Source organism: Variovorax sp. Varisp36, assembly GCF_047304235.1.
GTDB lineage: Bacteria > Pseudomonadota > Gammaproteobacteria > Burkholderiales > Burkholderiaceae_C > Variovorax.
Genome location: NZ_JBGLYU010000010.1, coordinates 79,493 through 106,355, shown reverse-complemented (window position 1 = coordinate 106,355; position 26,863 = coordinate 79,493). Strand labels below are relative to the sequence as shown.

The window sequence follows — 26,863 nt, the reverse complement described above, 5'->3', positions numbered from 1 at the left end:
TCGACGCGCCCTTGGCGGTGGCATGTCGATTGCTCAATCACAAGGCCGGCCGTGCGCCCCGCTACGGAGCCTGGCCCGAATTGGAGACAAACCGATGAGCACCCCCATGGAACATCCCACCGCACCCAAACCCTTCTACAAGTCCCTGTACTTCCAGGTCATCACCGCCATCGTGCTCGGTGTGCTGCTGGGGCATTTCTACCCCGACACCGGTGCGTCGATGAAGCCGCTGGGCGACGGCTTCATCAAGCTGATCAAGATGATCATCGCGCCGATCATCTTCTGCACGGTGGTGGTCGGCATCGCCGGCATGGAGGACATGAAGAAGGTCGGCAAGACCGGCGGGCTGGCGCTGCTGTATTTCGAGATCGTGAGCAGCGTCGCGCTGGTGGTGGGCCTCGTCATCATCAACCTCGTGCGGCCCGGCGCGGGCATGAACGTCGACGTGAGCCAGCTCGACACCAAGGGCATCGCGGCCTACACCGGCCCGGGCAAGATGACCGGCACGGTCGACTTCCTGCTCAACATCATCCCGAGCACGCTGGTCGATGCCTTCGCCAAGGGCGAGATCCTGCAGGTGCTGCTGATCGCTGTGCTGTTCGGCTTCGCGCTGCACCGCTTCGGCGGGCGTGGCACGCTGGTGTTCGACGTGATCGAGAAGGGCTCGCACGTGCTCTTCGTGATCGTCGGCTACATCATGAAGCTCGCGCCCATCGGCGCCTTCGGCGCGATGGCCTTCACCATCGGCAAGTACGGCGTGAGCTCGCTGCTGCAGCTGGGCCAGCTGATGGCCACCTTCTACGCCACCTGCCTGTTCTTCATCTTCGTGGTGCTGGGGCTCATCGCGCGCTTCCACGGCTTCAGCATCTGGAAGTTCATCAAGTACATCAAGGAAGAGCTGCTGATCGTGCTGGGCACGTCGTCGAGCGAATCGGTGCTGCCGCGCATGATGGCCAAGCTGGAGAACCTGGGTGCGAAGAAGTCGGTGGTCGGGCTGGTGGTGCCCACGGGCTACTCGTTCAACCTCGACGGCACCTCGATCTACCTGACGATGGCGGCCGTGTTCATCGCGCAGGCCACCAACACCGACATGACGCTCACGCAGCAGCTCACGCTGCTGGCCGTGCTGCTGCTCACCTCGAAGGGCGCGGCGGGCGTCACGGGCAGCGGCTTCATCGTGCTGGCGGCCACGCTGTCGGCCGTGGGCCATGTGCCGGTGGCGGGCCTCGCGCTGATCCTGGGCATCGACCGCTTCATGTCGGAAGCCCGCGCGCTGACCAACCTGATCGGCAACGGCGTGGCCACGCTGGTCGTCGCCAAGTGGACCGGCGACCTCGACACCGTGCGCATGCACCAGCATCTGAACCAGGAAAGCACCGCCGAAGCCGACGAGCCCGAGCGCGTGCTCGACGCCGCCCAGGCGCACATGCCCGCCGGCCAGGCACGGCAGGCCTGACCCTGCCTTCGGCCCCGCCAGGGGCCATCGGGCTGCCACCGATGCGGACGGCCCGGCCTTGTGCAATAACGCTCCCATGATTTCAAGGGAGCCGGGCCTGCATTTCGATGGACCTTTCGACCACACGAGGGGATGGCGCGCCCTGCCGCGCTGGTGTGGCGCGCTGGCGCTGGTGGCCGTGGCCGCCTTCGCCGGCCAGCAGATCGCCATGCAGGCCGGCCTGGCGCGCCTGCGCGAGGCGGCCGAGCACCGGCTCGACATGCTCGCGACCGGGCTCGACGCCGACCTCGCCCGCTTCGACTACCTGCCCGCGCTGCTGGAGATGACGCCCGTCGTGCCGGAGCTGCTCGGCACGCCGTCGGACACGCGCCTGCGCGACGCGGTCAACCGCTACCTCGACGGCGTCAACGCCACGGCCGGCGCCGAGATGCTCTACGTGCTCGACGCCTCCGGCACCTCGCTGGCCGCGTCCGACTGGGACAAGCCCGGCACCACCGTCGGCCAGGACCTGTCGTTCCGGCCCTACGTGATCGACGCGCTGGGGCAGGGCCGGGGCCGCTTCTACGGGGTGGGCATCACCAGCAAGAAGCCGGGCTACTACCTGTCGTATGCGCTGCGCCGCGGCCAGTCCTCGCGCGGGGTGGTGGCCGTCAAGATCAACCTCGAGGAGGCCGAGCGCGCCTGGCGCAAGCTGCCCGGCGACGTGGCGCTGATCGACCAGCGCGGCGTGGTGATCCTTTCCACCCGCGAAGACCTCAAGTTTCGCCCGCTGCTGCCGCTCGATGCGCTGCAGCGCGCCGAGGTGCTGCGCTCGCGCCCCTACGGCGAGGCCAGCCTGCAGCCGCTGCGGTGGACGCAGAAGGAGGCGCTGGACCGCGACGTGCAGGTGATCTCGCTCGACGGCGTGGACCAGCTCGCGTCGGCGCGCATCCTGCGCGGCGCACCGTGGCAGCTGGTGGTGCTCGACGACCTCGCGCCGCTGCGCACCGCGGCACGCTACGCGGCGATCACCGCCAGCCTGGCGATGGCGGTGCTGCTGCTGGTGGCCGTCGCGCTGTGGCAGCGCCGCCGCGCGGTGCGCCAGAAGCTGGCCAGCCAGGCTGCGCTGCAGGCGGCGCACGACACGCTCGAATCGACCGTGGTGGCGCGCACCGCGCAGCTGCGCGCGGCGCAGGGCGAGCTGGTGCATGCCGGCAAGATGGCCGCGCTGGGCCAGATGTCGGCCGGCGTGGTGCACGAGCTCAACCAGCCGCTCACGGCCATGCGCACGCTGTCGGAAAGCGCCGTCATCCTGCTCGACAAGAACCGCATCGACGACGTGCGCGGCAACCTTCAGCGCATCCGCAACATGGTCGACCGGCTCGCGCGCCTGACCTCGCAGCTGCGCACCTTCGCCTACAAGGGCGAGGTGCCGCTGGCGCCGGTGCCGCTGTCGCAGGCGATCGCCGAAGCGCAGGCGATCGTCGCCGACGCCGCAAAGAAGCAGCGCGTGGCCATCGAGGTCGACGTGCAGCCCGCGGCGCTGAGCGCCATGGCCGAGGACGCCGCGCTGGGCAGCGTGCTCGCCAACCTGATGCGCAACGCCATCGACGCCATGCAGGACGCGCCGCTGCGCACGCTGCGGCTGGAAGCGCGGCCGAAGGAGGGGCGCGTGCTCCTTTCGGTGACCGACACCGGCCCGGGCATTCGCCCCGATATCCTGCCGCGCCTGTTCGAACCCTTCGTCACCGGCAAGGCCGCGGGTTCCGGGCTGGGCCTGGGGCTCGTGATCTCGGCACAATTGGTGCGCGCCATGGACGGCACGCTGCGCGCGGCCAACCTGGATGGCGGCGGCGCATGCTTCGTCATCGACCTGCCCGCCGCCATTGCCGTGATCCACAACCCGCCCGTACCCTCTCATTCACCCCCCCTTTCCACTGCACAACAGGAGTGACCCCCAAGTGAGCGAAGCCCCTGCCATCCGGGTGCTGCTGGTCGAGGACGACGAAGACGTCCGCATCAGCACGACCCAGGTGCTGACCCTGGCCGGTTTCGAGGTCGAATCCTTCGCGAGCGCCGAGCGCGCGCGCCCGCACATCGGCTTCGGCGTGCCGGCCGTCGTGGTCAGCGATGTGCGCCTGCCGGGCCTGAGCGGCACCGAGTGGCTGCCCGAGCTGCGCAACGTCGATGCCGAGCTGCCCGTGATCCTGGTCACAGGCCACGGCCACATCGCGATGGCCGTGCAGGCCATGCGCGAGGGTGCCTACGACTTCATCGAGAAGCCTTTCAGCTCCGAGCGGCTGGTGGCCATCGTGCGCCACGCCATCGAGCGCCGGCAGCTCAGCCTGCAGGTGCGCGCGCTGCGCGACGCGCTGGAAAACTGGCAGGGCATCCAGTCGGTGCTGATCGGCCGTTCGGCGCAGATGCAGCAGGTGCGCCAGACCGTGAAGACGCTGGCCGAGACCTCGGCCGACGTGCTGGTCTACGGCGAGACCGGCACCGGCAAGGAGCTGGTGGCGCGATGCCTGCACGACCACAGCGCGCGCCGCCGTCAGCATTTCGTGCCGCTCAATTGCGGCGGCCTGCCGGAGTCGCTGGCCGAGAGCGAGCTGTTTGGCCATGAGGCCGGCGCCTTCACCGGCGCCAACCGCGTGCGCGTGGGCAAGTTCGAATACGCCAGCGGCGGTACGCTGTTCCTCGACGAGATCGAGAGCATGCCGATGGCTGTGCAGATCAAGCTGCTGCGCGCGCTGCAGGAGCGCAGCATCGAGCGCATCGGCTCCAACAAGACCATTCCCTTCGACTGCCGCGTGGTGGCCGCGAGCAAGGACGACCTGAAGGCCATGAGCGACCAGCAGAAGTTCAGGGCCGACCTGTACTACCGCCTGGGCGTCGCCTTCATCGAGCTGCCGCCGCTGCGCGAGCGGCGCGAGGACATCCCGCTGCTGTTCGAGCACTTCACGCTGCAGGCCGCGAGCCGCTACGAGCGCCCCGCGCCGCTGCTGAGCAACGCGCAGCTGGCCGACCTGATGGCCTACGCCTGGCCCGGCAACGTGCGCGAGCTGCGCAACGTGGCCGACCGCTTCGTGCTGGGCCTGCTCGGCGAGCGCCTGACGCAGACGCGCGGCGGCAACGGCGCCGACGGCGTGCCGGCCTTGCCGCGCGGGCTGCCGCAGCAGGTGGAATCGTTCGAACGCGCGGTGATCGTCGAGGAGCTGCGGCGGCAGCACGGCGACCAGCCCGCCACGGCCGCCGCGCTCGGCATCGCGCGCCAGACGCTGCACGACAAGGTGCGCAAGCTCGGCCTGACGGTGGACGAGTTCAAGCCCGCGGCCTGACCGGCAGCACGGCCGCCGTCAGAAGGGTTCGACAGGCAGCGCGCGCTTGTGGGCGCTCCTGCGGTGCGTCGCAAGAATGATTCGGCGGGCTTCGGCCGACACCGGCTTGCCTTCGAGGAAGTCGTCGATCTGCTCGTAGGTGACGCCGAAGGCGTCTTCGTCGGGCTTGCCCGGCACCAGCGATTCGAGGTCGGCGGTCGGCACCTTGTAGACCAGCGCGTCGGACGCGCCCAGCAGTTGCGCCACCGCGCGCACGCGGCGCTTGTTGAGACCCGTGAGCGGCGTGATGTCGGCCGCGCCGTCGCCGAACTTGGTGAAGAAGCCCATCAGCGCCTCGGCCGCGTGGTCGGTGCCGATGACGATGCCGTCGTGCGCGCCGGCCACCGCGAACTGCGCGATCATGCGCTGGCGCGCCTTGATGTTGCCGAGCACGAAGTCTTCGTGCGCCGCATCGCGGAACGCCAGGTCGCCGGCCTTCAGCGCCGCGAGCATGCCGTCGGCGGCGGGGCGGATGTCGACGGTGATGGTGCGGTCGGGCTTCATCACTGCGAGCGAGGCCTGCGCCTCGGCTTCGTCCTTCTGCACGCCGTAGGGCAGGCGCATCGCGATGAAGGTGGCGTCGTAGCCCGTGGCGCGCAGCTTTTCGACGGCGCGCTGCGCGAGGCAGCCGGCAGTCAGCGAATCGACGCCGCCGCTGATGCCCAGCACCAGCGTCTTCAGGCCGGTCTGCTTCAGGTAGCCGGCGAGAAAGTCGACGCGCCGCTCCAGTTCGCGGGCGGCATCGAAGACGGGCGCGACGTGCAGCGCGGCGATGATCTCGCGCTGCGTGTCGTCGACGGGAGTGAGGTCCTGATTCATACGGCGATTCTTCCTTGCATTCTTTCAGTGGAACACCGCGGAACCGGCTTTGCCGGGCCGCAGGTGTTGCCCCCGGCAGGGGGGCGAAGCGACACGAAGCGCGCGAAGCCTGGGGGCGAGCTTAAAAATCCACGAGGCTGAGGCCGATGCTCAGGACGGTCCGCTTGCGGTTGTAGTCCACCAGCGTATCGCCATAGCCCGAGAACAGCTGCGTGTGGAAGCGCAGGTTGCTCTTGGTCGGGTCGCCGATGGCCTTGAGCCATTCGAGGCGCACCGAGCCGCGGCCGCTGTCGCGCAGGTTGTTGCGCACGGTCACGGCGAGCTGGTTGTCGCGGTTGAGGTTCCAGCGGCCGGTGAGCTCGGCGCGGCCGATGTAGTCGGAGATGTCGGGGTTGTCGTCCTTGGCGGCACTCTCGGAAACGCGCTTCCAGATGCGCCCGGTGATGGTGAAGCGGTCGTCGAGCTCGGCGCCGCCCATCAGGTAGACGCGGTTCCAGCTGCGCGACAGCGGCAGGGTCTGGCCGTTCGACTGGTGCACGATGCCAAGGCCCGAATAGCGCCAGCGCCAGCCCCCGGGCAGCTTGAAGTCGGTCGGGTAGACGTACATCAGCTCGGGTTCGTGGTCGGTGGTGCGGAAGGGCCGCGAGATGGCGCCGTTGAACAGCTGCCACGTCGACTGCTGGCTGTAGGCGAACCACAGCGAGTCTTTCCTGCTGGCCGGATCGTTCTGCGTGAGCATGCCCTGGGCGAGCTTGGTGCGCACCGACAGGCCGATGCGCATTTCGTTGGCCTGGTAGGCCACGGGGTCGGCGGTGTGGCCGGCCGAGGGCGAGGTCGGCGTCTCGGGTTTCTTGGTGGCGGCCGAGACCGACACGTTGAGCGGGCGGTAGCCGCGGAAGCCGAAGGTGCCGCAATCGGTGGCCTCCTCCAGTTCCCAGAAGCGCGAGAGCACCGAGTACTGGCGGTCGCGGCAGCCTTCGGTGGTGGCGACCGAGACGACGCGCGTGGCCGGGATCGAGGCGTCCACCGGAGGCTGGGTGTTCGCCAGCACGGGCGGCGCGGCGGGAACCGACACCGAGGGCAGCGTCTGCTGCTGCGACCAGCGGTCGAAGCAGGCCAGGCGCGCCTCGTTGTTGGCACCGAGTGCGGCGCACTGCTGCCAGGTGAGCTGGGCGTCGGCCAGCGGACTCGCGGGCTTGTCCACGGCCTGTGCGTGCGCCGTGGCGCCGCCGCCGAGGCAGGCGGCCACGGCCGCGAGCGCGGCCAGGTTGAAGTGAGGTTGTCGTCGTGTCGTCGTCATTGCTTTCCTTCCTGCGCGACTGTCTTGCTGAGCACGAACGGGTGCGTGCTCTCGTCCGCGGCGTTGCGCCACGTGCCCCTGAATTCGCGCCCGCACGAGCCGGCCTGCAGCTTGCCCGACCAGACGGCGCTGATGGCGCGGCCGTCCTGCGATTCGTCGATGGAGAGCGCGCCTTCGTCGTCCACGTCGCCCGCGAGTTGCGCGACCGCGGCTTTCGCAGGGTTGGCGCCGTGGCGTGTGATGGTTCCGCGCACGCCGTCGTAGTCGGGGTGCTTTCCGAGCTGCACGGCGGCCACGGCCGGCAGGCCGTCGAAGTGCGCATCCCAGCGGCCGTAGAGCGATTGCAGCGGGAGGTCGCGCGCGTCGGCGGGGCAGTCGGCGCTGCCCCGCACGGAGGCGCAGCCCGACAGCGAAAGAAGAACGGCGCCGGCCAGCAGCGCGGAAAAGCTGTTCGCCTTCATGACGCTGCCGCTGCCGCTGCCTTCGCCGCGTTGTCCTGTGCCTTGCGCGCGAACTCGGCGCGCAGCGCCTTGAGTTTCTCGCGCGGGTCTTCCTTGATGGTTGTCTTGTCGAGGCCCATCTCGGCGATGAAGCGGCTCGGCACGCAGGGCACCATCTCGCGGCCCTGCTTGCGCTTCTTGGTCCAGCTCACGGCCAGGCTGCGCTGCGCGCGCGTGATGCCCACGTACATCAGGCGGCGCTCTTCCTGCAGGCGCTGCAGCGTGTCGTCGCTCACCACCTTCTGGCGGCCGTTGTCGTCTTCGAGCTTGAAGGGTAGCAGGCCTTCGGTCACGCCGATCAGCATCACGTGCGGCCATTCGAGGCCCTTGGAGGCGTGCAGCGTCGAGAGCGTGACCACGTCCTGGTCCTGCTCGCGCTCGCTGATGGTCGACAGCAGCGAGATGGTCTGCGCCACTTCGAGCAGGCTCTTGCGCTCGGTCTCGACGTTGTCGTTGGCGCCCGAGGCATCGTCGAGCGTGCCGCCGGCGCGCTGCGACATCCAGTCGACGAACTCCAGCACGTTGGTCCAGCGCGAGGCCGCGGCGGCCTCGCTGTCCTCGCCGTCGTAGAGGTGCTTCTCGTAGTCGATCTCCTTCAGCCAGTCGAGCATGAAGGTGCGCGAGTCTTCGGCGCCCATGGTGCGGCGCGCGCGGTATTCCAGGTCGTTGATGTAGCGGCCGAACTCGTGGATGCCTTCGAGCGTGCGCTTGGGCATCACGCTCGGCAGCGAGGGGCTGAACAGCGCCTCGAACAGGCTCAGCTTGTACTGGCTCGCGAAGGTGCCCAGGCTCGCCAGCGTGGTGTGGCCGATGCCGCGCTTGGGCGTGGTGATGGCGCGCAGGAACGCGGGGTCGTCGTCGTTGTTGACCCAGAGGCGGAACCAGCCGCACAGGTCCTTGATCTCGGCGCGGTCGAAGAAGCTCTGGCCGCCCGACACCTTGTACGGAATCTGCGCCTTGCGCAGCGCCTGCTCGAACACGCGCGCCTGGTGGTTGGCGCGGTACAGGATCGCGAAGTCGCGGAACTCCTTGTACTGCTTGCCCTGCGCGATGACGTCGCCCGCGCGGATGCTGACGATGCGCGCCACCGCGCGCTCGGCCTCGTGCACTTCGCTGTCGGCATCGACGATGCGCACCGGCTCGCCTTCGCCGAGCTCGGAGAACAGCGTCTTCGGAAACAGCTTGGGGTTGGGGCCGATCACGTTGTTGGCCGCGCGCAGGATGGCGCTGGTGGAGCGGTAGTTCTGCTCCAGCTTGATGACCTTGAGCGTGGGGTAGTCGACCGGCAGCTTGCGCAGGTTGTCGAGCGTGGCGCCGCGCCATCCGTAGATCGACTGGTCGTCGTCGCCCACGGCGGTGAAGTGGCCGCGCTCGCCGGCCAGGGCCTTGAGCACTTCGTACTGCGTGGCGTTGGTGTCCTGGTATTCGTCCACCAGGATGTGGCGGAGCGCGGCCTGCCACTTGGCGCGCACCTCGGGAAATTCGTAGAGCAGCTTGAGCGGCATGCCGATCAGGTCGTCGAAGTCCACGCTCTGGTAGGCCGCGAGGCGCTCTTCGTAGCGCGCCATGATCTTCGCGGTGATGCGCTCGTTGTCGTCGGCAGCCTGGGCTTCGGCCTGCGCGGCGTTCAGGCCCATGTTCTTCCACTTGCTGATGGTCCACTGCCAGATGCGCGCGGTGGCCGCATCGGTGGTGCCGCCGGCGTCCTTCAGGATCTTGGTGACGTCGTCGGAATCGAGGATGCTGAAGGCCTTCTTCAGGCCGAGCACCGCGCCGTCTTCGCGCATCATGCGCACGCCCAGCGCGTGGAAGGTGCAGACCACGACCTTGCGCGCGTCCTTGCCGATCAAGTCCTTCGCGCGCTCGCGCATCTCGGCGGCCGCCTTGTTCGTGAAGGTGATGGCCGCGATGCGCTGCGGCTCGATGCCCGACTGGATCAGCCGGCCGATCTTGTGCGTGATCACCCGCGTCTTGCCCGAGCCCGCACCGGCAAGCACCAGGCAGGGACCATGCATGTAGTTGACCGCTTCTTGTTGCGCGAGATTGAGACCGTGAGACATGGGAGAAAAAGAACCGGGAAGGCCGCGAAGAAGGCCGTGGGGAACGGCTGGCGCAAAGCGGGCAATGATACGGGGCCGGCCTTTGCGGGGTTATAGCCCGGACACCCCCATGCAGCCCTGGAGCGGCCCGGCGACAGCGGACCGGTGCCGCCTGTAGTCCTTGTTACTTTCCCTTTCTTTGCGCCGAGCGCGGCCGCATCGCCCGCGTCGTCCACTGGACGACGGGGGACCGCCTTCTTCAGCTTTCCGCTCGCGGCGCGCGCGCTACGGGGTCAGCACGCCGAGCTTGTACGGATCGGCATCGGCGAGGCGCTCGCACTTCGAGAAGTCGCGGCCCTGCGTGCCGTCGCAGTAGTAGGTGTTGTAGACACGCCCGAAGAGCGTGGGACTGGCGGTGAAGAGCACGCCGTGGTCGGGCTGCCAGTTGTCCTTGGGCGGCGGGGCGCTCGCTTCCACCGGCTTGGCCGCCGACCCGGCGGTCGGCGTGAAGTCGGCCAGCGTCTTGTGGGTTTCGTCGCCGCGCCAGCGCACCGCGAGCTCGGCAGCCGTGGGCCGCGCCGCCACCGGCAGCAGGATGCCGTTGACCTGCGGGCCGTAGCCGAAGCGGTGCGTCCTGCCCGCCAGGAAGGCATAGGCACAGGCCGCCATGCACTGGCCGCGAACCTCGGTCTGCACGCCGCTCGCACGGATGGCGTCGGCAAAGGCGCCGGCCGCTTCGGCGGTGCCGCCGAACGAATCCTTGAAGACCACGACGTGCACCGTGCCGCTGGCCAGCTGCTCGGTGAATTCCTTGATGGCGGTGCCGTCGAGCATGCCCGACACCAGCAGCCGGCTGCCCTGCACCTCCAGTTCGGCCGCGCAAGCCGAAGGCACGCCCGCGATGCAGGCGAGGCTCGAAGCGAGCGAGAGGACCCAAACAGAGAAAGACGACGGTTTCACGGCGACCCTTGCCTTTGCGACGAGCGAGCTTGCTTGGAACACGATCCCCGCGGGGGGCTGGCGCAGTGACAGCTTGGCCAGCGCCGGGGTATGGCGTCAACTCTTTTTTCACAAATTTTCGGGTAGGCCGAGGCAGGCCGTAAGGCATAGCTATCGCTATCACTTCAGATGAATACTTGAGTTTGCAGATGAGCTGCTACAGTGTTTGCAAGTCAAAGATGTGAATGGAGCGCGCGATGGCAATTCTTTCTCGCATCCTGCTGTGGTTGGCCTGGCTCTTCGTGGTCGGCTGGTTCTGGCATGCAGACAGGTTCGGCACCGCCGCCGCGATAGCGCTCGCCGCGCTGAGCCTCGTGGTGTTCGCGTGGCCCGGGAGCATCGTGCGGCGCAGGCATGGCGAGCTGCGCTACGTCGACATGGGCAAGGAGCCCGTCGGCCACCACTGAAACCGCGGCTTCAGGGTCGCTGGCGTTCCAGGTTCAGATGCTGTGCGGGTCGACGTCGACCAGCCAGCGGATCACGCCCTTGCCCTCGGGCGTGCGCCGCAGTTCGTGCAGCAGCGGCTGCCAGCCCGCCAGCAGGCGCTGCAGCGCGGCGCGTGAGGGGCTTTCGATCAGCATCTGCGCACGCTCCACATTCGCCACGCGCTGGATCGCCAGCGGCACGGCCGGGTAGCGCGTGACGAGCTCGGCACTCGGCAGCGCCTCGGCCTTGTCCGCGGCCGTGTTCAGGAAGCCCTGCGCCACCGGCTGCTCGCGCGCGTCGGCCCGCAGCAGCGCCTGGAATGCGAACGGCGGCATGCCGGCGGCGCGGCGCTCGTCGAGCTGCTGCTGCGCGAAGCTGGCGTAGTCGTGCCTGCGCAGCGCCATGAACAGCGGGTGCTGCGCATGGTGCGTCTGGATCCACATCTCGGCCTTGGCGCCTTGCGCGGCGAGGTAGGCGGCGTCGCGGCCTGCGCGGCCGGCCGACTGCATCAGCAGGCTGAACAGCCGCTCAGGCGCGCGGAAGTCGCTGGAGAACAGCGCACCGTCGGGGTTCACCGCGGCCACCAGCGTGATGCGGCGGAAGTCGTGGCCCTTGGCGATCATCTGCGTGCCGACCAGCACGTCGACCTCGCCCGCGTGCACGGCCGCGAGCTGCGATTCGAGCGCGCCCTGTTTCTTTGTGCTGTCGGCGTCGATGCGCGCGATGCGCACCGCACTGCCGTCCGGGTGCTTCACGCCTGCGAACAGCTCGGCCAGGTGTTCTTCGAGCCGTTCCGTGCCGCGGCCCACGGGCGCGATGTCGGGGTTGCCGCAGGCCGGGCAGGCGCGCGGCACGCGCTCGGTGAAGCCGCAGTGGTGGCAGCGCAGCGTGCGGTCGATCTTGTGGAACACGCGGTAGGCGCTGCAGTGCGGGCACTCGCTCTTCCAGCCGCAGTCGCCGCAGGCCAGCACCGGCGCATAGCCGCGCCGGTTCAGGAAGATCATGCTCTGCTCGCCGCGCGCGATGCGCTGGCCGATGGCGTCGAGCAGCGCGGCGGAAATCACCGTTTTCGGCGGCTGCAGGTTCATGTCGACGAGCCGCACGGCGGGCAGCTCACCGGCGCCGATGCGCGAGGGCATGGCCAGCCGCACGTAGCGCCCGCCCGGGTCGTCGCCCTCGGCGGGCCGGCTCTGGTGCCAGCTCTCGAGCGAGGGCGTGGCCGAGCCCAGGATCACCTTGGCCTTCTCGCGCTGGCCGCGCCACACGGCGAGGTCGCGCGCCGAGTAGCGCGCGCCTTCCTGCTGCTTGTAGCTCGGGTCATGCTCCTCGTCGACCACGATGAGCTTCAGCCCCGGGATCGACGCGAACACCGCCATGCGCGTGCCCAGCACGATGCGCGCGGCGCCGCCGTGCGCCGCCAGCCAGCTCGCGAGCCGCTGCGGATTCGTCATGCCGCTGTGCAGCGACACCACGGCCTCGTCGCCGAAGCGGGCCTTGAAGCGGGCTTCGAGCTGCGGCGTGAGGTTGATCTCGGGCACCATCACCAGCGCCTGCGCCTCGGGGTCGCGCGCGAGCAGGTCGGCCACGCAGCGCAGGTAGACCTCGGTCTTGCCGCTGCCGGTGCTGCCGACCAGCAGGAAGGTGCCCGTTTCTGCCTCGATGCGCGCCAGCGCGGTGGTCTGCTCCGCGCTCAGCGCGATCAGGTTGGCGGATTCGGCCGTCTCGGCCACCGGCCCGGCCGCCGTCCCGCGCTTGAGCCGGCGCGCCAGCTGCGCGGTCGACAGGTCGCGCAGCTGCGGCGGCAGCGCGGCCAGCGCGATCTCGCCGATCGAGCGCTGGTAGTAGCGCGCGGCGAAGGCCACCAGGTCGCGCCAGGCCTCGCCCAGCGGGGCCAGTGCGTCGAGCGCCGCGCCCACGGGCTTCAGCGCCATGTCGGGCTCGACGCCCGCCAGCGAAACCGGCTCGTTCCAGACCACGCCCAGCACCTCGCGCTTGCCCAGCGGCACGCGCACCAGCGTGCCCGGCACCAGCGGCTCGGTGCCGGCGTAGCTCAGCAGGTCGCCGAGCGCGGCATGCGCGGGCGTCTGCACCGCGATGTCGAGCCGCCACGGCAGGGCCGGCGAAGCGCCGTCCGTCGTCTGGTGAGCCCCGCCGAGGGGTGAGCCGGCTGTGGAGATGAGCGGTCCTTCTTGGAAAGGTTTGTTAATGCGACTTTGAGCAAAAGCGCTTAAGTCATTGATTTGTCTGGGCTTTGAGGCCCATCCAGAGTTTCTGTGGATAACTTTGTTGACAAGCGGGCTCGACTCGCTGCGAGGCCTTGAAAATCAAGGCTCTGGCTGGAATGCCCGGAAAAAAAGCAAAGTTCAAATCCTATATAAATCAACAACTTAGCTTCGCTATTTCTTTAGGAGCAAAGAAAGAGGCCGTTCAGATAATCTTGCGCGGTGCAACACCTGTTTTGTGCATAAGTCAGCGCCGATAGACCGTTTTTGTGCTTGACAAACGGCTGCAAACCCACTTTCGGGCAGGTCCGGCGCCATCGCTGGCCCGCCTCGGGTGACGACTTCAACCGCGCAGCGCGCGCGACTGGGCGTGCACCGCCTGCACCAGCGCCGCCACATGCTCCGGTGGCGTGAACTGGCTGATGCCATGGCCCAGGTTGAAGATGTGGGTCGGGCCCTTGGCGTTGCGGTCGGCGTGAGGCTTGCCGAAGGCGTTCAGCACCTTCGCCACCTCGGCCTCGATCTGCGCGGGCGGCGCGAACAGCACGTTGGGGTCGATGTTGCCCTGCAGCGCCTTGGCCTTGCCGTCGGTGCCTTCAGCGATCTGCCTGCGCGCGGTGGCGAGGTTCACGGTCCAGTCGACGCCCAGCACTTCGCAGTCGAGCTCGCGCATGGCGTCGAGCCACAGGCCACCGCCCTTGGTGAACACGATGCGCGGCACGGGCTGGCCGTCGGCGCCGGTGCGTTTGAGGCCTGCCAGCACGCGGGCTGTGTAGGCGAGGCTGAATTCCTGGAACGCGCCGTCGGCCAGCACGCCGCCCCAGCTGTCGAACACCATCACGGCCTGCGCGCCGGCGTCGATCTGGGCGTTGAGGTACGTGGCCACCGAGTCGGCATTCACGGCCAGCAGGCGGTGCATGAGGTCGGGGCGGCCGTACAGCATGCTCTTCACGAGCCGGTAGTCGCTGGAACCCGCGCCTTCCACCATGTAGCAGGCCAGCGTCCACGGGCTGCCCGAGAAGCCGATCAGCGGCACGCGGCCATCCAGCGCCTTGCGGATCGAGGCCACGGCATCGAACACGTAGCGCAGCTTGTCCATGTCGGGCACTTCGAGCGCGGCCACGGCCGCCTCGTCGCGCACCGGGTGCGCGAAGCGCGGGCCCTCGCCGGCTTCGAACGACAGGCCCAGGCCCATCGCGTCGGGCACCGTCAGGATGTCGGAGAACAGGATGGCCGCGTCCAGCGGGTAGCGCGCCAGCGGCTGCAGCGTGACCTCGGTGGCGTAGTCGGTGTTGGTGGCCAGCCCCATGAAGCTGCCCGCCTTGGCGCGCGTGGCGACGTACTCCGGCAGGTAGCGGCCGGCTTGGCGCATGAGCCAGACGGGTGTGTGGTCGGTGGCCTGGCGCCAGCAGGCTCGCAGGAACGTGTCGTTTTGCAGGGGGGCGAAAGGCATTCCGCGATTGTCGCAGGGGTGTGTCCCGGGTCCCCGCAGCCCGGCCTATCGCCTATCGATGCGCTCAGACCACCGGCACGCGCCGCGCATCGGCCGGGTCCACGTTGCGCCGGTACAGCAGCAGCGTCGCAATCAGCCCGCACACCGCGGCGGCCGTCATCCACAGCCCCGGCGCGCCCTTGTCGCCGGTCATCTCGATCAGCCCTGTCGCGATCGCCGGCGTGAAGCCGCCGAACAGCGCCGTCGCCAGGCTGTACGCGAGCGAGAAGCCGGCGGTGCGCACGTTCACTGGCATCACCTCGGTGAGCGCCACGACCATCGCGCCGTTGTAGCTTGCGTAGAGGAACGACAGCCACAGCTCGACCTCGAGCATGCGTACAAAACTCGGCGCGCCGACCAGCCACTTGAGCGACGGGTACGCGGTCAGGATGGTCAGCACCGTGAACAGGATCAGCAGCGGCTTGCGGCCCACGCGGTCCGACAGCGAGCCCATGATCGGCAGCCAGATGAAGTTGGAAATGGCCACGCACAGCGTGACGATCAGCGCGTCGGTCGTGCTCAGGTGCAGCACGGCCTTGCCGAAGGTGGGCGTGTAGACGGTGATCAGGTAGAACGACACGGTGGTCATCGACACCAGCATCATCCCGGCGAGCACGAGGCCCCAGTTGGCGATCATCGACTGGAAGATCTCGCGCGCGTCGGGCCGGTGCTTGCGCGCCATGAACTCCTCGGTCTCCTGCAGCGAGCGGCGGATGATGAACAGCGCCGGCACGATCAGGCAGCCCACGAAGAACGGAATGCGCCAGTAGAAGTCGCCGATCTCCTGCGGCGTGAAGGTCACGTTGAGCCAGTAGCCGAGCGCAGCCGCCACGACGATGGCCACCTGTTGGCTGGCCGACTGCCAGCTCACGTAGAAGCCCTTGCGGCCCGGCGCGGCCATTTCCGACAGGTACACCGACACGCCGCCCAACTCCACGCCGGCCGAGAAGCCCTGCAGCAGCCGGCCGACCAGCACCAGCAGCGGCGCGACGAGGCCGATGGTGGCGTAGGAAGGTACGCAGGCGATCAGCAGGGTGCCGACGGCCATCAGCGCGAGCGTGACGATCAGGCCCTGGCGGCGGCCGACGCGGTCGACATACGCACCGAGAAAGATCGCGCCCAGCGGCCGCATCAGGAAGCCCGCGCCGAAGGTCATGAACGTGAGCATCAGCGAGGCGAACTCGTTGCCCGCGGGGAAGAACGCCTTCGAGATCTGCGTGGCGTAGAAGCCGAACAGGAAGAAGTCGAACATCTCCATGAAGTTGCCGCCGGTCACGCGCAGGACGGTGGCGAACTTGGAGGAAGAGGCGGAGGAGGCGTGGGCGGCCGTGCCCGTTTGCGCGGCGGTGGGCGCAGGATTCATCTGGTTGTCCCCTTGGGCGATATTGGCGATGTGCTCGCCCGAGGGTAGGTGGGCTTCCCGACCGCTGGCTGACTGTGCGAGTCAGGTAGCTGTCACCGGCAGCGTCACGCGCGAGGCCCGGGCCCCGAGGACGAGGACGCTCCATGTCACATCTGCGCGGCCTAGCATGTCCTCGCGCTGGCCTAGAAACCGGCGCCGCAGACCGTGCGCTTCGGCAAGCTCGCAGGTCTCCTGAGCCGACACCTCGAACATCCGCCGGCCCGCGGGCACGGGGCCATGGCGCAGCGACATTGCAATCTGCCCGCCGTCGGCCACCAGTCCGGCAAGGGCCGCCATCGCGGCGCGGCGTTCCGCGTCGTCGAGGTGCATCCAGACGGCGGTCAGCAGGATCAGGTCGTATCGCTCGCCGAGCGCCCGGGTGCGATGCAGGCCGGGCAGGTGGTCGTCGACCCACTCGATGGGCAGCGCGGCGTGGCGGCGCAGGCCTTCGGCGCGGAGTTCGGCGGTCGGTTCCACGGCCACGACCCGGTGGCCCAGCGCGGCCAGCGCCGCCGCGTCGCGCCCGGCGCCGGCGCCGATGTCGAGCACGCGGGCCGGCGGCGGGGGAAAGAGATGCAGCACCTCGCGGTGTACGTCGGCGAAGCGCAGGCTTTCGTACTGGGTGGCCAGCGCCGCGGCGTTGGCTCCGTATCCGGCGGTGCCCGGGACTTGCGCCATCCGGGTCGGGCTCAGGTCTTGTACTTGATCGAGCAGCCGTAGGGCCGCGTGCTGGCGGCCGAGATCGGCTTGCCGCCGAAGGCCTCGCCCAGTGCCTGGTTCACGTAGTTGGTCGCGGTCTTGATGTCGTCCGCCCGCGCCGAGGCGATGCTGTCGATGCCGCCCGCGTACACCAGCGTGCCCTTGGGGTCGATGATGAAGATGTGCGGCGTGGTGCGCGCGCCGTAGACTTGGCCGATGACGCCGTCCTCGTCCATCAGCACGGCGGTGGGCGCGGCCTTCTGCGACTTCATCCAGGCGTCGAGCGCCTCGGGCTTGAGGTAGTCGGTGGCGGCGCGCTCGGTGGAATTGATGGCCAGCCACACCACGCCCTTGTCGGTCGCGGCCTTCTGGGTGGCGGGCATGTTGCCGCTGCCGTAATGCTTGCGCACGAAGGGGCAGCCGGGGTTGGTCCATTCGAGCACCACGAACTTGCCCGCGAAATCGGACAGCTTGTGCTTGGCGCCGCTGGTGTCGACGGCGATGAAATCGGGCGCCTGCTGGCCCACCGCGGGCGCGGCGGCGGCATTGGTACCCATCAGGAAGGTGGCGCCGAGCGCCACGGCGGCGGCAACGACCGCACGGCGGGAGGCCCGGCTCAGTGCGGCGCGGGCATGGCGCGCGGCACGGCGGGAGCGCGAGTCTGTGGTTGGCGAAAGAGACATGGCCAGCTTGAACTCCAGAACAAATTCCAAACAACAACTGCAGCTTAGAACGGTTTCTTCAAGTGCATGTGACAACCCATGTCACGCTGGTGGTCAAAGCGCGGCGAGGGCGGCGCGGACTTCGTCCTTGCCCAATATCTCGGTCAGCACGACGGGCGGCTTGCCCGGCGCCTGCAGCACGTACACCGGCACGCCGCTGCGGCCCAGCGCGGTGAGCGCGGCGGTGATGGCGGGGTCGCGCCGGGTCCAGTCGGCGCGCAGCATGGCGACCTTCTTCGCGTCGAAGTCGGCCAGCACCGCGGCATCGGAGAGCGTGCTCTTCTTGTTGTACTGGCAGGTCACGCACCACGCAGCGGTGAAGTCGATGAACACCGGCTGGCCGGCGCCCGACAGCTCGGACACTCGCTCGGCGGACCAGGGCTGCCAGCGCTGGCCGGCGGTGCCGGATGCCGCCGCCAGCCGGGCCGGCTCCACCACCTGCAGCACATTGCGGCCGATGGTGGCGGTCAGCACGGCCGTGAAGCCGATCAGCACGGTGGCGATCACGACCCGCGTGCGCCCGCGCAGCGTGAGCGCCCAGACGATGGCGGCCAGGCACACCAGCAGCGCGAGCAGCGTGCCCGCGCCGTCGATGCCGCTTTGCTGGCCCAGCACCCACACCAGCCACGCCACGGTGGCGAACATCGGAAAGGCGAGCAAGCGGCGCAGCGTGCCCATCCACGGGCCGGGCTTCGGCAGCAGGTACGCCACGGCGGGCACGAAGCCGGCCACGAGGTACGGCAGCGCCAGCCCGAAGCCCAGCGCCGCGAACAGCAGCAGCGCCTGGCCGGCCGGCAGGCCGATGGCGAAACCCAGCGACACGCCCATGAACGGCGCGGTGCAGGGCGAGGCGATGACCACGGCGAGCACGCCGGAGAGGAAGTCGTTGGCCAGCGGGTGCTTGGCCTGCGCGCTGCACACCGACGAGGGCGCCGCGCGGCCGAACTCGAACACGCCCACGAGGTTGAGCCCGATCAGCGTGAACAGCGCCGCCAGCGCAGCGACCACGCCCGGCGACTGCAGCTGGAAGCCCCAGCCCAGCCCGGCGCCGGCCGCGCGCAGCGCCAGCATGCCGCCGCCCAGCGCGAGGAAGGACAGCATCACGCCGCCGGTGTAGGCCAGCCCGGCCTTGCGGTGCGCGCTGGCGTTGCCCGCCTGCCGCGCGAAGCCCAGTACCTTGATCGCGAGGATCGGGAACACGCAGGGCATGAGGTTGAGCAGCAGGCCGCCGATCAGCGCGCCCAGCAGCGCGGCCATGAAGGTGGTCGAGGAGGGCGCCGGAGCATCGCCGGCCGGGGCTGTTGCCTTGGCCGCATTGGCGGTGAGCGCAGCCTGCAGCGCCGGCGACACCTCGGCGCGCGGCGCAGCGCCTGCCGGCCAGGCGCCCGTGACCGGCGCTTCGGCGCGCCAGGCCACCGGCTGGCCGGCCTGCCGGTCGGCCTCGGCCAGCGCCACCACCACCGGCATCACCGTGGGGCTCGCGCTGCGCTGATCGGCCAGCGGCAGCGTCGCCGTCCAGGTGCCGCCCTGCCAGGATTGGGTCCAGTCCTTGCCGGAGACGGCCGCGGTGCGGATCACCTCGGGGGTCTCGGGGAAGAAGCCCAGCGTCTTGCCCTGCACGGCGGCGGGCAGGCCTTCGAGGCGCACTTTCAGGTTGTGGCCATCGACCTCGATGGTGCCGGCCTTGGCCAGCGGCTGCGGCTGGGCCGCCAGTGCGGCGTCGAACTCGGCCTTGTGCAGCGCGGTCGAGCCCTGCAGCGGCAGGGGCAGCGTGAACGTGCCTTCTTCGGGGATGCATTCCTTACGGCAGACCAGCCAGGAAGCCTTGAGCCGGATGTCCATGGCCGGCGTGCCGCCGCCCAGCGCCACCGGCGGCTTGTAGAGCGTCGACACCTCCAGCGGCACCGGCAGCAGCACGGTGTTTTCGTAGCCGTAGTTGGCGAGGTTGCCGACCGGGATCTTCGTCGGCACCGGCCAGGCGATCTCGCCGGTGGACACGCCGGCCGGCAGCGTCCACGCCATCTCGGTGGGCAGGCCCGAATCGCCGGCGTTCTTCCAGTAGGTGTGCCACTCGGGCTGGTGCGTGATCTGCAGGCCGACCCAGACCGGGGCGCCGGGCGCCACGCCGTCGGGGGCGTGGGCGATCAGTTCGGCGCGCACGTGGGGGGTGGTCACCACGGCGCCTGGTTTGGAAGCCAATTGCGCCGCAGCCGGCATGCTGGCTGCGGAGATTGCTATCAGAAGCGTAGCGAAATGGATGCGCGAAAAGATCATGCCGTCAGTCGGAGCATTCAATGGGGGCGAAGTTCCGGGCCGTTTCAGGCCGCCGCAGGGGCCCAGCCCAGCACCACGCGGCGGCTGTTGGCGCTCTTCTTCTCGATCTTGGTGACCATCACCGCCCCGATCTCGGAAGTGTTTGCAACATGCGTGCCGCCACAGGGCTGGAAGTCGATCTGGGCATCGCCGTCGCCGCCGATGCGGATGGTGCGCACCGTGCCCGTGCCGCGCGGCGGCTGCACGCTCATGCTCTTGACCAGCGCGGGGTTGGCGTCGAGTTCCTCGTCGGTGATGGCGCCCACGGTCAGCGGATGGGCCGCTTCGACCAGTTTCGCGAGCCCGGCGGTCAGCGCTTCCTTGTCCAGCGGATCGGTCATGTGGAAGTCGATGCGTGCGTATTCGGGCGTGATGGAGCAGCCGTTCACCGGCACCGGCACGAGGTGGCACAGCAGGTGGGAGGCGGTGTGGAAGCGCATCAGGCGATGGCGGCGCTCCCAGTCGAGGCGGGCGGTCACGGTGTCGCCGGGCTTCAGCGCGGCCAGCAGGTCGGCTTGTTCCGGGGCGGGCACGTGCACGAATTCATTCGTCGGCTGGCCTTCTTCGTTCCTGGCCTTGCGGGTGTCGGCAATGACCAGTTCGCGCCCGTCGGCCAGCGCCAGCACGCCGGTGTCGCCGGCCTGTCCGCCGCCCAGCGGATAGAACACCGTGCGGTCCAGCACGATGCCGGTTTCGTCGATGCGCAGGACGCGGGCGTCGCAGGTGCGCAGGTAGGCGTCGGCTCGGAACAGGTCGTCGGTCATCCGGCGATGGTAGCGGCGATGCGCAAATGAGGTGCGCCCACGCCAGAAAGCGCCCGTGGCCGACAACCCCGGGGCTGCCCGGCTGGGGATCATCCGGTGCATGCGGCACCCGGCCGCGCAAGGAATACGCATGACAGCACCGCAGCAAGCATCCGCACTGGCCCTGGCCGCCGCGCTGCTGCTCGTCGCCGGCTGCGGCGAGACCGCCAAGCTGGCCCCGGAGCTCACGACCGGCCCTCGCCCGCAACTGGCCCAGCCGAACAAGACCCTGATTCCCACCGTCAACGTCGCGACCGCCGTCGGCTGGACCGACACCGCCTCGCCCATCCCCGCCGAAGGCCTGCAGGTGACGGCGCTGGCACGCGGCCTCGACCATCCGCGCTGGGTCTATACCCTGCCCAACGGCGACATCCTCGTGGCCGAGAGCAACAAGCCGCCCAAGCCGGGCGGCAGCAGCGACGGCGGCAGCGGCGTGGTCGCGAAGGTGCGCAACTGGGTCATGGGCAAGCTCATGGCCCGCGCCGGCGCGGGCGTGCCCAGCGCCAACCGCATCACCCTGCTGCGCGACGCCGACGGCGACGGCCTCGCCGAGGTGAAGCAGGTGTTCATGACCAACCTGATGTCGCCGTACGGCATGGCGCTGGTCGGCAACGAACTCTTCATCGCCAATGCCGACGCGCTGGTGAAGGTGCCGTATACCGAGGGCCAGACCTCCATCAGCGCCAACCCGACGCTGGTGACGCAGCTGCCCGCCGGCATCAACCACCACTGGACCAAGAACGTCATCGCCAATGCAGACGGCAGCAAGCTCTATGTGACGGTCGGCTCCAACAGCAACATCGGCGAGAACGGCCTCGCGGCTGAAGAGGGCCGTGCCGCCATCTGGGAAGTCGACACGAAGAGCGGCGAGAAGCGCCTGTTCGCGAGCGGCCTGCGCAACCCCAACGGCATGGGCTGGGACCCGGACACGAAGGCGCTGTGGACCGTGGTGAACGAACGCGACGAGATCGGCAGCGACCTCGTGCCCGACTACCTCACCTCGGTGAAGGACGGCGCCTTCTACGGCTGGCCCTGGAGCTACTACGGCGGCATCGTCGACGCCCGCGTCACGCCGCAGAACCCCGAGATGACGGCCAAGGCCATCGCGCCCGACTACGCGCTGGGCGCGCACGTCGCGCCGCTGGGCCTGGCGTTCTCGCGCCCGGGCGGCATGCCCGAGCAGTTCGCCAGCGGCGTCTTCATCGGCGAGCACGGCTCGTGGAACCGCAAGCCCAAGTCGGGCTACAAGGTGGTGTTCGTGCCCTTCATCGGAGGCAAGCCCAGCGGACCGCCGGTCGATGTGCTGACCGGCTTCCTGACCGCCGACGAAAAGGCGCAGGGCCGGCCGGTGGGCGTGGCGCTCGACAAGGGCGGGGCACTGCTGGTGGCCGACGATGTCGGCAACGCCGTGTGGCGGGTGTCGAGGGCGAAGTAGCTTTCTTCAGCGCTGCGGTCGGGCGATGCGGTAGAGCCTGTGCCGGCGCAGTGCGTGTCCTTCGGGCACCAGCGGATGGTCGAAGGCGCCGGCCGCGTCTTCGTTCATGCCGATGCGCTCCATCACCGCGCTCGAGCGCGTGTTGTTCCAGGCGGTGAAGGCGACGATCTCGTTCAGCCCGATCCGCTCGAAGCCGACCTGCAGCGCAGCGCGTGCGGCCTCGCTCGCGAAACCCTGGCCCCACCAGCCGCGCCCGAATCGCCAGCCGATCTCGACGCACGGCGAGAACGCAAGCGTGACCGCCGGTGAGTTCAGGCCGGTGAAGCCCATGAACCCGCCGGACGCCTTGTGCTCCACCGCCCACAAGCCCCAGCCGTTTTCCGCGAAGCGCGCGCGGATGCGATCGGCCAGCGCATCGCTGTCGGCGCGCGTGGGCAGCGGCAGCAGGAACTCCATCACCTGCGGGTCGCAAGCCAGCGCGAAGAAGGGCGCCAGATCGCTCTCGCGCCACTGGCGCAAGCGCAGGCGCGGAGTGTCGAATTCGATGGGGTCGGCGGTCATGCACCCATTGTGTCGCACGGTATATATGTCACGACGTGATATATTTCGGCCATTCCGGCATCTCCCATCGCCATGGCTTCCACCCCCCGCAAGCTCGCCAAGAAAGACTTCGAGGCGCTTTCCCAGTTCCGCTACCAGATGCGCCGCTTCGAGCGCTTCTCCGAGCGCGCCGCGCAGGCCGAGGGCCTCACGCCGCAGCAATACCTGGTGCTGCTGCACATCAAGGGCGTGCCCGGCCGCGACTGGGCCTCGGTGGGCGAGATCGCCGAACGCCTGCAGCTGCAGCCGCACGGCGCGGTTGCGCTCGTCACGCGCTGCGAAGCGCTCGGACTGGTGCAGCGCCGGCCCAGCGAAACGGACCGCCGGCAGGTCGAGGTGCACCTGCTCGCCGAGGGCGAGAAGCTGCTGCTGCGGCTGGCCGAGCTCCACCGCGCGGAACTGCGCTCGCTCAAGGGCGTGTTCGACGTGCCGCAAATCGATCTTCCGGAAATTCCATGAGCTCCAAAGCCAACTCCCATGCGCCGCGCGGCGACTTCGCGCTCAACACGCGCCTCATGCGCATCACCGTCATGGCGGCCGTCATCGGCGCCGTCAGCACCGTGGCCGCGCGCGTGCTGCTCGACCTGATCCGCTTCTTCACCAACCTGTTCTTCTTCCAGACTTTCTCGCTGGCCGACCGTTCGCCGGCCACGCACACGCTGGGCGCCTGGGTCATCGTGGTGCCGGTGATAGGCGGTCTGATCGTCGGCCTGGTCGCGCGCTACGGCTCCGACAAGATCCGCGGCCACGGCATTCCCGAGGCCATCGAGGCGATCCTGTTTGGCAAGAGCAAGATGTCGCCGAAGGTCGCGCTGCTCAAGCCGCTGTCCTCGGGCATCGTGATCGGCAGCGGCGGCCCGTTCGGCGCCGAGGGGCCGATCATCATGACCGGGGGCGCCATCGGCTCGCTGATCGCGCAGCACTTTCATCTCACGGCGGCCGAGCGCAAGGCGCTGCTGGTGGCGGGCGCCACGGCCGGCATGACGGCCGTGTTCGGCACGCCCGTGGCGGCGGTGCTGCTGGCCGTCGAACTGCTGCTGTTCGAACTGCGCCCGCGCAGCCTGCTGCCGGTGGCCGTGGCCTGCGCGGTGGCGGGCTTCGCGCGGCCGTTGCTGATGGACGCCGGCCCGCTGTTCCCGCTGCAGACGGCCGTGCCCGGCCCGCTCGCCATGCTGTCGTGCGTGATCGCCGGCGTGCTGTGCGGCGCGCTGTCGGCGTCGTTGTCGATCTCGCTCTACAAGGTGGAAGACTGGTTCGGCAAGCTGCCGCTGCACTGGATGTGGTGGCCCGCCATCGGCGGCCTCGCGGTCGGCATCGGCGGCTGGCTGCAGCCGCGCGCGCTGGGCGTGGGCTACGACGTGATCGGCGACCTGCTGCACAACCACCTCGCGCTCGGCGTGGTGATCGCGCTGCTGGCGGTGAAGGCCGTCATCTGGGTCATCTCGCTGGGCTCGGGCACCTCGGGTGGCGTGCTGGCGCCGCTGCTGATGATGGGCGCCGGCCTGGGCGTGGTGCTCTCGCACATCCTGCCGGGCAACGACCCGATGCTGTGGCCGCTGGTCTGCATGGCGGCCACGCTGGGCGGCGTGATGCGTGCGCCGCTCACTGCCACCATCTTCGCCTTCGGGCTCACGCACGACAGCAATGCGCTGCTGCCGCTGCTGACCACCTCTGCCGTGGCCTACGGCTTCACGGTGCTCACGATGCGCCGCTCGATCCTCACCGAGAAAATCGCGCGCCGCGGCTATCACATTTACCGCGAGTACAGCATCGATCCGCTGGAGCGGCATTCGGTCGAGGAGGTGATGACGCGCGAGGTGCGCAGCATCGACGCGGCCATGCCGGTGGCGCAGGCGCTGTTCAGCTACTTCGGCGAAGGGCAGGCGCACCGTGCGTTCCCCGTGCTGCGCAACGGCGCGGTGATCGGCGTGGCCGACCGCGCGATGCTGGCCGCGCGCGGTACGTGCGACCCGATCGCGACCGTGGGCGATGCCTGCGCCGACGCGCCGCTGTACTTCGCGCTGCCTGGCGAGAACTGCCGCGCCGTCGCGACCCGGCTCGCGCGCCACCGGCTCGAACGGCTGCCGGTGGTGAAGGACGCCCAATCGCTCGCGCTGGCCGGCATCGTGGCGCGCAGCGACCTCATCAAGCCTTCGCTCGCGCACTTCGACGAGGAAGAAAAGCGCGAGCGCATGCGCGGGCTGCCGTGGCAGTCCACGTAGCTCAGAACCCGGCCAGCACGACTTTCCCTTGCGCCTTGCCGCTCTCGATGAGCGCATGCGCCTTCTTCAGGTTCGCCGCATTGATGGTGCCGAAGCTCGCATTGGCGGTGGTGCGGACGCGGCCCGCGTCGACCAGCGCCGCAACCTCCGCCAGCAGCGCGCCTTGCTCGGCGACGTCCGGCGTCTCGAAGCGCGAGCGCGCGAACATCATTTCCCAGTGCAGCGAGATGCACTTGGTCTTCAGCGGCATCGCATCGAGCATCTTCATGTCGTCGATCACCGCGATCTGGCCCTGGGGCTTGAGGCTCTCGATGATCTGCGCGTAGTGCTGCTCGGTCTGCGTGAGGCTGGCGACCATGTCGACTTCGCCGATGCCGGCCGCCTTGAGCTCGGCCGCGAGCGGCTTCGAGTGGTCGATGACGGTGTGCGCGCCGAGCGCCAGGCACCATTCGCGCGTTTCGGCGCGCGAGGCGGTGGCGACGACGCGCAGCTTCGTGAGCTGGCGCGCGAGCTGGATCAGGATCGAGCCCACGCCGCCCGCGCCGCCGGTGATCAGCAGCGTCTGGCCTTCGCCGCCGCCCTTGGGCACCCGCAGGCGGTCGAACAGCAGTTCATACGCGGTGATGGTGGTCAGCGGCAGCGCGGCGGCCTGCGAGTCGTCGAGGGTCTTCGGCGCGATCGCCGCGATGCGCTCGTCCACCGCATGCAGTTCGGCGTTGGCACCCGGGCGGACGATCGAGCCCGCGTAGTACACGCGGTCGCCCACCTTGAAGTTCTTCACGCCGCTGCCGATGGCCTCGACCGTGCCCACGGCATCCCAGCCCAGCACCTTGGCCTGGCCGGCCTCGGGTGCGGCGTTCTTGCGGACCTTGGTGTCCACGGGGTTGACCGACACCGCCTTCACGCGCACCAGCAGGTCCCGCGGGCCGGCCACGGGGGCGGGCAACTCGATGTCCTGCAGCGATTCGGGGTTGTCGATGGGAAGGGGCTGGTAGTAGCCGACGGCTTTCATGGGGAGGAACCTTTCAGTGACGATGCCTGAACTGTAGGATTGCAAGGAAGGTTTGATAAGGCGGCTTGAATCAGCAACACTTTCAAATGAAGATTGAAAATCTCTCCGACCTGCAGGTACTGGTGCAGACAGCGCGCGGCGGCACGCTCACGGCGGCGGCGCATGCGCTGGGCATCACGCCCGCGGCCGCCAGCGCCACGCTCAAGCGGCTGGAGGCACAGCTCGGCGCGCGCCTGTTCGAGCGCTCCACGCGCGCCATGCGCCTCACGCCGCAGGGCCAGACGCTGCTCGACTACGCGGTGCGCGCCTTCGAGCTGCTGGACGAGGGCGAGTCGCTCGTCACGGCCGACCGCGGCGATCTGGTCGGCACCTTGCGGGTGGCTTCGCCCTCGGACCTCACGCGCAGCACGCTGCTGCCGTGGTTCGACGAATTCCTGGCGCTGCATCCCGGCGTGCAGCTCTCGCTGTCGGTCGGCGACCGTCCACTGGACGTGATGCGCGACGAGGTCGATGTGGCGTTGCGCTACGGTGCGCTGGCCGATTCGCGCCTGGTGGCGCGGCCCTTCGCGCTGACCAACCCGGTGCTCACGGCGTCACCGGGCTACCTGCGCCGCCATCCCGCGCCGAAGGTGCCGCAAGACCTGGTGCACCACAACTGCCTGATCTTCAACCGCTCGGGGCGCCGCCACCGCGTCTGGCGCTTCGCGCAGAACGGCCAGTGGACCGAAGTGCGCGTGAACGGCAACCGCAGCGTGGACGACGCCTCGCTCGCGCGCGAATGGACGGTGGCGGGCTACGGCGTGTCGCTCAAGTCCGCGCTCGACGTGCGCAACGACATCCGCGAAGGCCGCCTCGTACGCCTGCTGCCCGACTGGGAGACGGAGCCCTACCCGCTGCATGCGCTGCTGCCGAGCGGGCGCTTCGTGCCCGCGCGCGTGCGGGCGTTCGTCGATTTCCTGGCGCTGAAGTTCGAGGCGTTGCAGGCTGTTGCCTGAGTAAAGAGGCTGCTCCGGATCGGCTCCCTCTCCCTCCTGGAGAGGATTGGG

Annotated in this window: 22 protein-coding genes; 8 read left to right on the top strand and 14 right to left on the bottom strand. The window is 69.2% G+C overall.

From position 1 onward, the window contains the following. The first annotated feature begins 106 nt into the window (after positions 1-106). From ACCD11_RS09010 to ACCD11_RS09000, 3 genes are all read left to right on the top strand, one after another. A complete protein-coding gene (locus ACCD11_RS09010) occupies positions 107-1,456 on the top strand; it encodes a dicarboxylate/amino acid:cation symporter (protein WP_413313598.1) in 1,350 nt (449 codons plus the stop codon). A 76-nt stretch (positions 1,457-1,532) separates the two neighbouring features. Beyond that, entirely contained in the window at positions 1,533-3,389 is a 1,857-nt protein-coding gene (locus ACCD11_RS09005) for a sensor histidine kinase (RefSeq protein ID WP_413313597.1), read from the top strand. A gap of 7 nt (positions 3,390-3,396) precedes the next feature. Beyond that, on the top strand, positions 3,397-4,773 hold the full coding sequence (locus ACCD11_RS09000; RefSeq protein ID WP_413313596.1) for a sigma-54-dependent transcriptional regulator: 1,377 nt from the start codon (positions 3,397-3,399) through the stop codon (positions 4,771-4,773). An 18-nt stretch (positions 4,774-4,791) separates the two neighbouring features. Here the strand turns inward: ACCD11_RS09000 and nadE are convergent, their stop codons facing one another. From nadE to ACCD11_RS08975, 5 genes are all read right to left on the bottom strand, one after another. Next, positions 4,792-5,631, bottom strand: a complete 840-nt coding sequence (gene nadE / locus ACCD11_RS08995) for an ammonia-dependent NAD(+) synthetase (RefSeq protein ID WP_007838875.1) — start codon at positions 5,629-5,631, stop codon at positions 4,792-4,794. Between the two features lie 121 nt (positions 5,632-5,752). Further along, a complete protein-coding gene (locus ACCD11_RS08990) occupies positions 5,753-6,931 on the bottom strand; it encodes a phospholipase A (protein WP_413313595.1) in 1,179 nt (392 codons plus the stop codon). Next, entirely contained in the window at positions 6,928-7,392 is a 465-nt protein-coding gene (locus ACCD11_RS08985) for a hypothetical protein (RefSeq protein ID WP_007838878.1), read from the bottom strand. The genes ACCD11_RS08990 and ACCD11_RS08985 overlap by 4 nt, the downstream gene beginning before the upstream one ends. Further along, the gene (locus tag ACCD11_RS08980) at positions 7,389-9,491 is read right to left on the bottom strand and encodes an ATP-dependent helicase (protein ID WP_413313594.1); all 2,103 of its coding nucleotides are present in this window, start codon (positions 9,489-9,491) and stop codon (positions 7,389-7,391) included. The genes ACCD11_RS08985 and ACCD11_RS08980 overlap by 4 nt, the downstream gene beginning before the upstream one ends. A 264-nt stretch (positions 9,492-9,755) precedes the next feature. Further along, the gene (locus ACCD11_RS08975) at positions 9,756-10,430 is read right to left on the bottom strand and encodes a hypothetical protein (RefSeq protein WP_413313593.1); all 675 of its coding nucleotides are present in this window, start codon (positions 10,428-10,430) and stop codon (positions 9,756-9,758) included. A 236-nt stretch (positions 10,431-10,666) separates the two neighbouring features. Between ACCD11_RS08975 and ACCD11_RS08970 the strand changes: the two genes are divergently transcribed. Next, the gene (locus ACCD11_RS08970; protein WP_413313592.1) at positions 10,667-10,876 is read left to right on the top strand and encodes a hypothetical protein; all 210 of its coding nucleotides are present in this window, start codon (positions 10,667-10,669) and stop codon (positions 10,874-10,876) included. A 33-nt stretch (positions 10,877-10,909) separates the two neighbouring features. Here ACCD11_RS08970 and priA read toward each other — a convergent pair whose 3' ends face one another. The 7 genes from priA to ACCD11_RS08935 all read right to left on the bottom strand — a co-directional run bounded on the left by priA (position 10,910) and on the right by ACCD11_RS08935 (position 20,509). Continuing rightward, positions 10,910-12,985 (bottom strand): primosomal protein N', encoded by a 2,076-nt coding sequence (priA, locus tag ACCD11_RS08965; protein ID WP_413313591.1) that lies wholly within the window; start codon positions 12,983-12,985, stop codon positions 10,910-10,912. 475 nt (positions 12,986-13,460) lie between these two features. Then, a complete protein-coding gene (gene hemE, locus ACCD11_RS08960; protein ID WP_007838885.1) occupies positions 13,461-14,570 on the bottom strand; it encodes a uroporphyrinogen decarboxylase in 1,110 nt (369 codons plus the stop codon). 64 nt (positions 14,571-14,634) lie between these two features. Continuing rightward, a complete protein-coding gene (locus tag ACCD11_RS08955) occupies positions 14,635-15,972 on the bottom strand; it encodes an MFS transporter (RefSeq protein WP_413313590.1) in 1,338 nt (445 codons plus the stop codon). An 81-nt stretch (positions 15,973-16,053) separates the two neighbouring features. Next, the gene (locus ACCD11_RS08950) at positions 16,054-16,689 is read right to left on the bottom strand and encodes a methyltransferase domain-containing protein (RefSeq protein ID WP_413313589.1); all 636 of its coding nucleotides are present in this window, start codon (positions 16,687-16,689) and stop codon (positions 16,054-16,056) included. Between the two features lie 11 nt (positions 16,690-16,700). Then, positions 16,701-17,393 (bottom strand): thioredoxin family protein, encoded by a 693-nt coding sequence (locus ACCD11_RS08945; protein WP_413313588.1) that lies wholly within the window; start codon positions 17,391-17,393, stop codon positions 16,701-16,703. Between the two features lie 93 nt (positions 17,394-17,486). Next, positions 17,487-19,706 (bottom strand): protein-disulfide reductase DsbD family protein, encoded by a 2,220-nt coding sequence (locus tag ACCD11_RS08940; RefSeq protein WP_413313587.1) that lies wholly within the window; start codon positions 19,704-19,706, stop codon positions 17,487-17,489. 44 nt (positions 19,707-19,750) lie between these two features. Next, positions 19,751-20,509, bottom strand: a complete 759-nt coding sequence (locus tag ACCD11_RS08935; RefSeq protein ID WP_413313586.1) for an alanyl-tRNA editing protein — start codon at positions 20,507-20,509, stop codon at positions 19,751-19,753. 130 nt (positions 20,510-20,639) lie between these two features. Between ACCD11_RS08935 and ACCD11_RS08930 the strand changes: the two genes are divergently transcribed. After that, complete coding sequence (locus ACCD11_RS08930) at positions 20,640-21,983, top strand: PQQ-dependent sugar dehydrogenase (RefSeq protein WP_413313584.1); 1,344 nt, start codon at positions 20,640-20,642, stop codon at positions 21,981-21,983. Positions 21,984-21,989: 6 nt separating this feature from the next. Here ACCD11_RS08930 and ACCD11_RS08925 read toward each other — a convergent pair whose 3' ends face one another. Next, positions 21,990-22,544 carry a GNAT family N-acetyltransferase gene (locus tag ACCD11_RS08925; protein ID WP_413313583.1) on the bottom strand — a complete coding sequence of 185 codons (555 nt, stop codon included), beginning with the start codon at positions 22,542-22,544 and terminating at the stop codon, positions 21,990-21,992. A 72-nt stretch (positions 22,545-22,616) separates the two neighbouring features. On the opposite strand from ACCD11_RS08925, the gene ACCD11_RS08920 reads away from it, so the two are divergent. Then, positions 22,617-23,042, top strand: coding sequence for a MarR family winged helix-turn-helix transcriptional regulator (locus ACCD11_RS08920; RefSeq protein ID WP_007838903.1), 426 nt, complete (start codon positions 22,617-22,619; stop codon positions 23,040-23,042). After that, on the top strand, positions 23,039-24,805 hold the full coding sequence (locus ACCD11_RS08915) for a chloride channel protein (RefSeq protein WP_413313582.1): 1,767 nt from the start codon (positions 23,039-23,041) through the stop codon (positions 24,803-24,805). Before ACCD11_RS08920 ends, ACCD11_RS08915 begins: the two co-directional genes overlap by 4 nt. Before the next feature lies 1 nt (position 24,806). On the opposite strand, the gene ACCD11_RS08910 is transcribed toward ACCD11_RS08915, so the two are convergent. Next, the gene (locus ACCD11_RS08910) at positions 24,807-25,817 is read right to left on the bottom strand and encodes a zinc-binding alcohol dehydrogenase family protein (protein ID WP_413313581.1); all 1,011 of its coding nucleotides are present in this window, start codon (positions 25,815-25,817) and stop codon (positions 24,807-24,809) included. An 86-nt stretch (positions 25,818-25,903) separates the two neighbouring features. Between ACCD11_RS08910 and ACCD11_RS08905 the strand changes: the two genes are divergently transcribed. Next, positions 25,904-26,812, top strand: a complete 909-nt coding sequence (locus tag ACCD11_RS08905; RefSeq protein WP_007838909.1) for a LysR family transcriptional regulator — start codon at positions 25,904-25,906, stop codon at positions 26,810-26,812. The last annotated feature ends 51 nt before the right edge of the window (positions 26,813-26,863 follow it).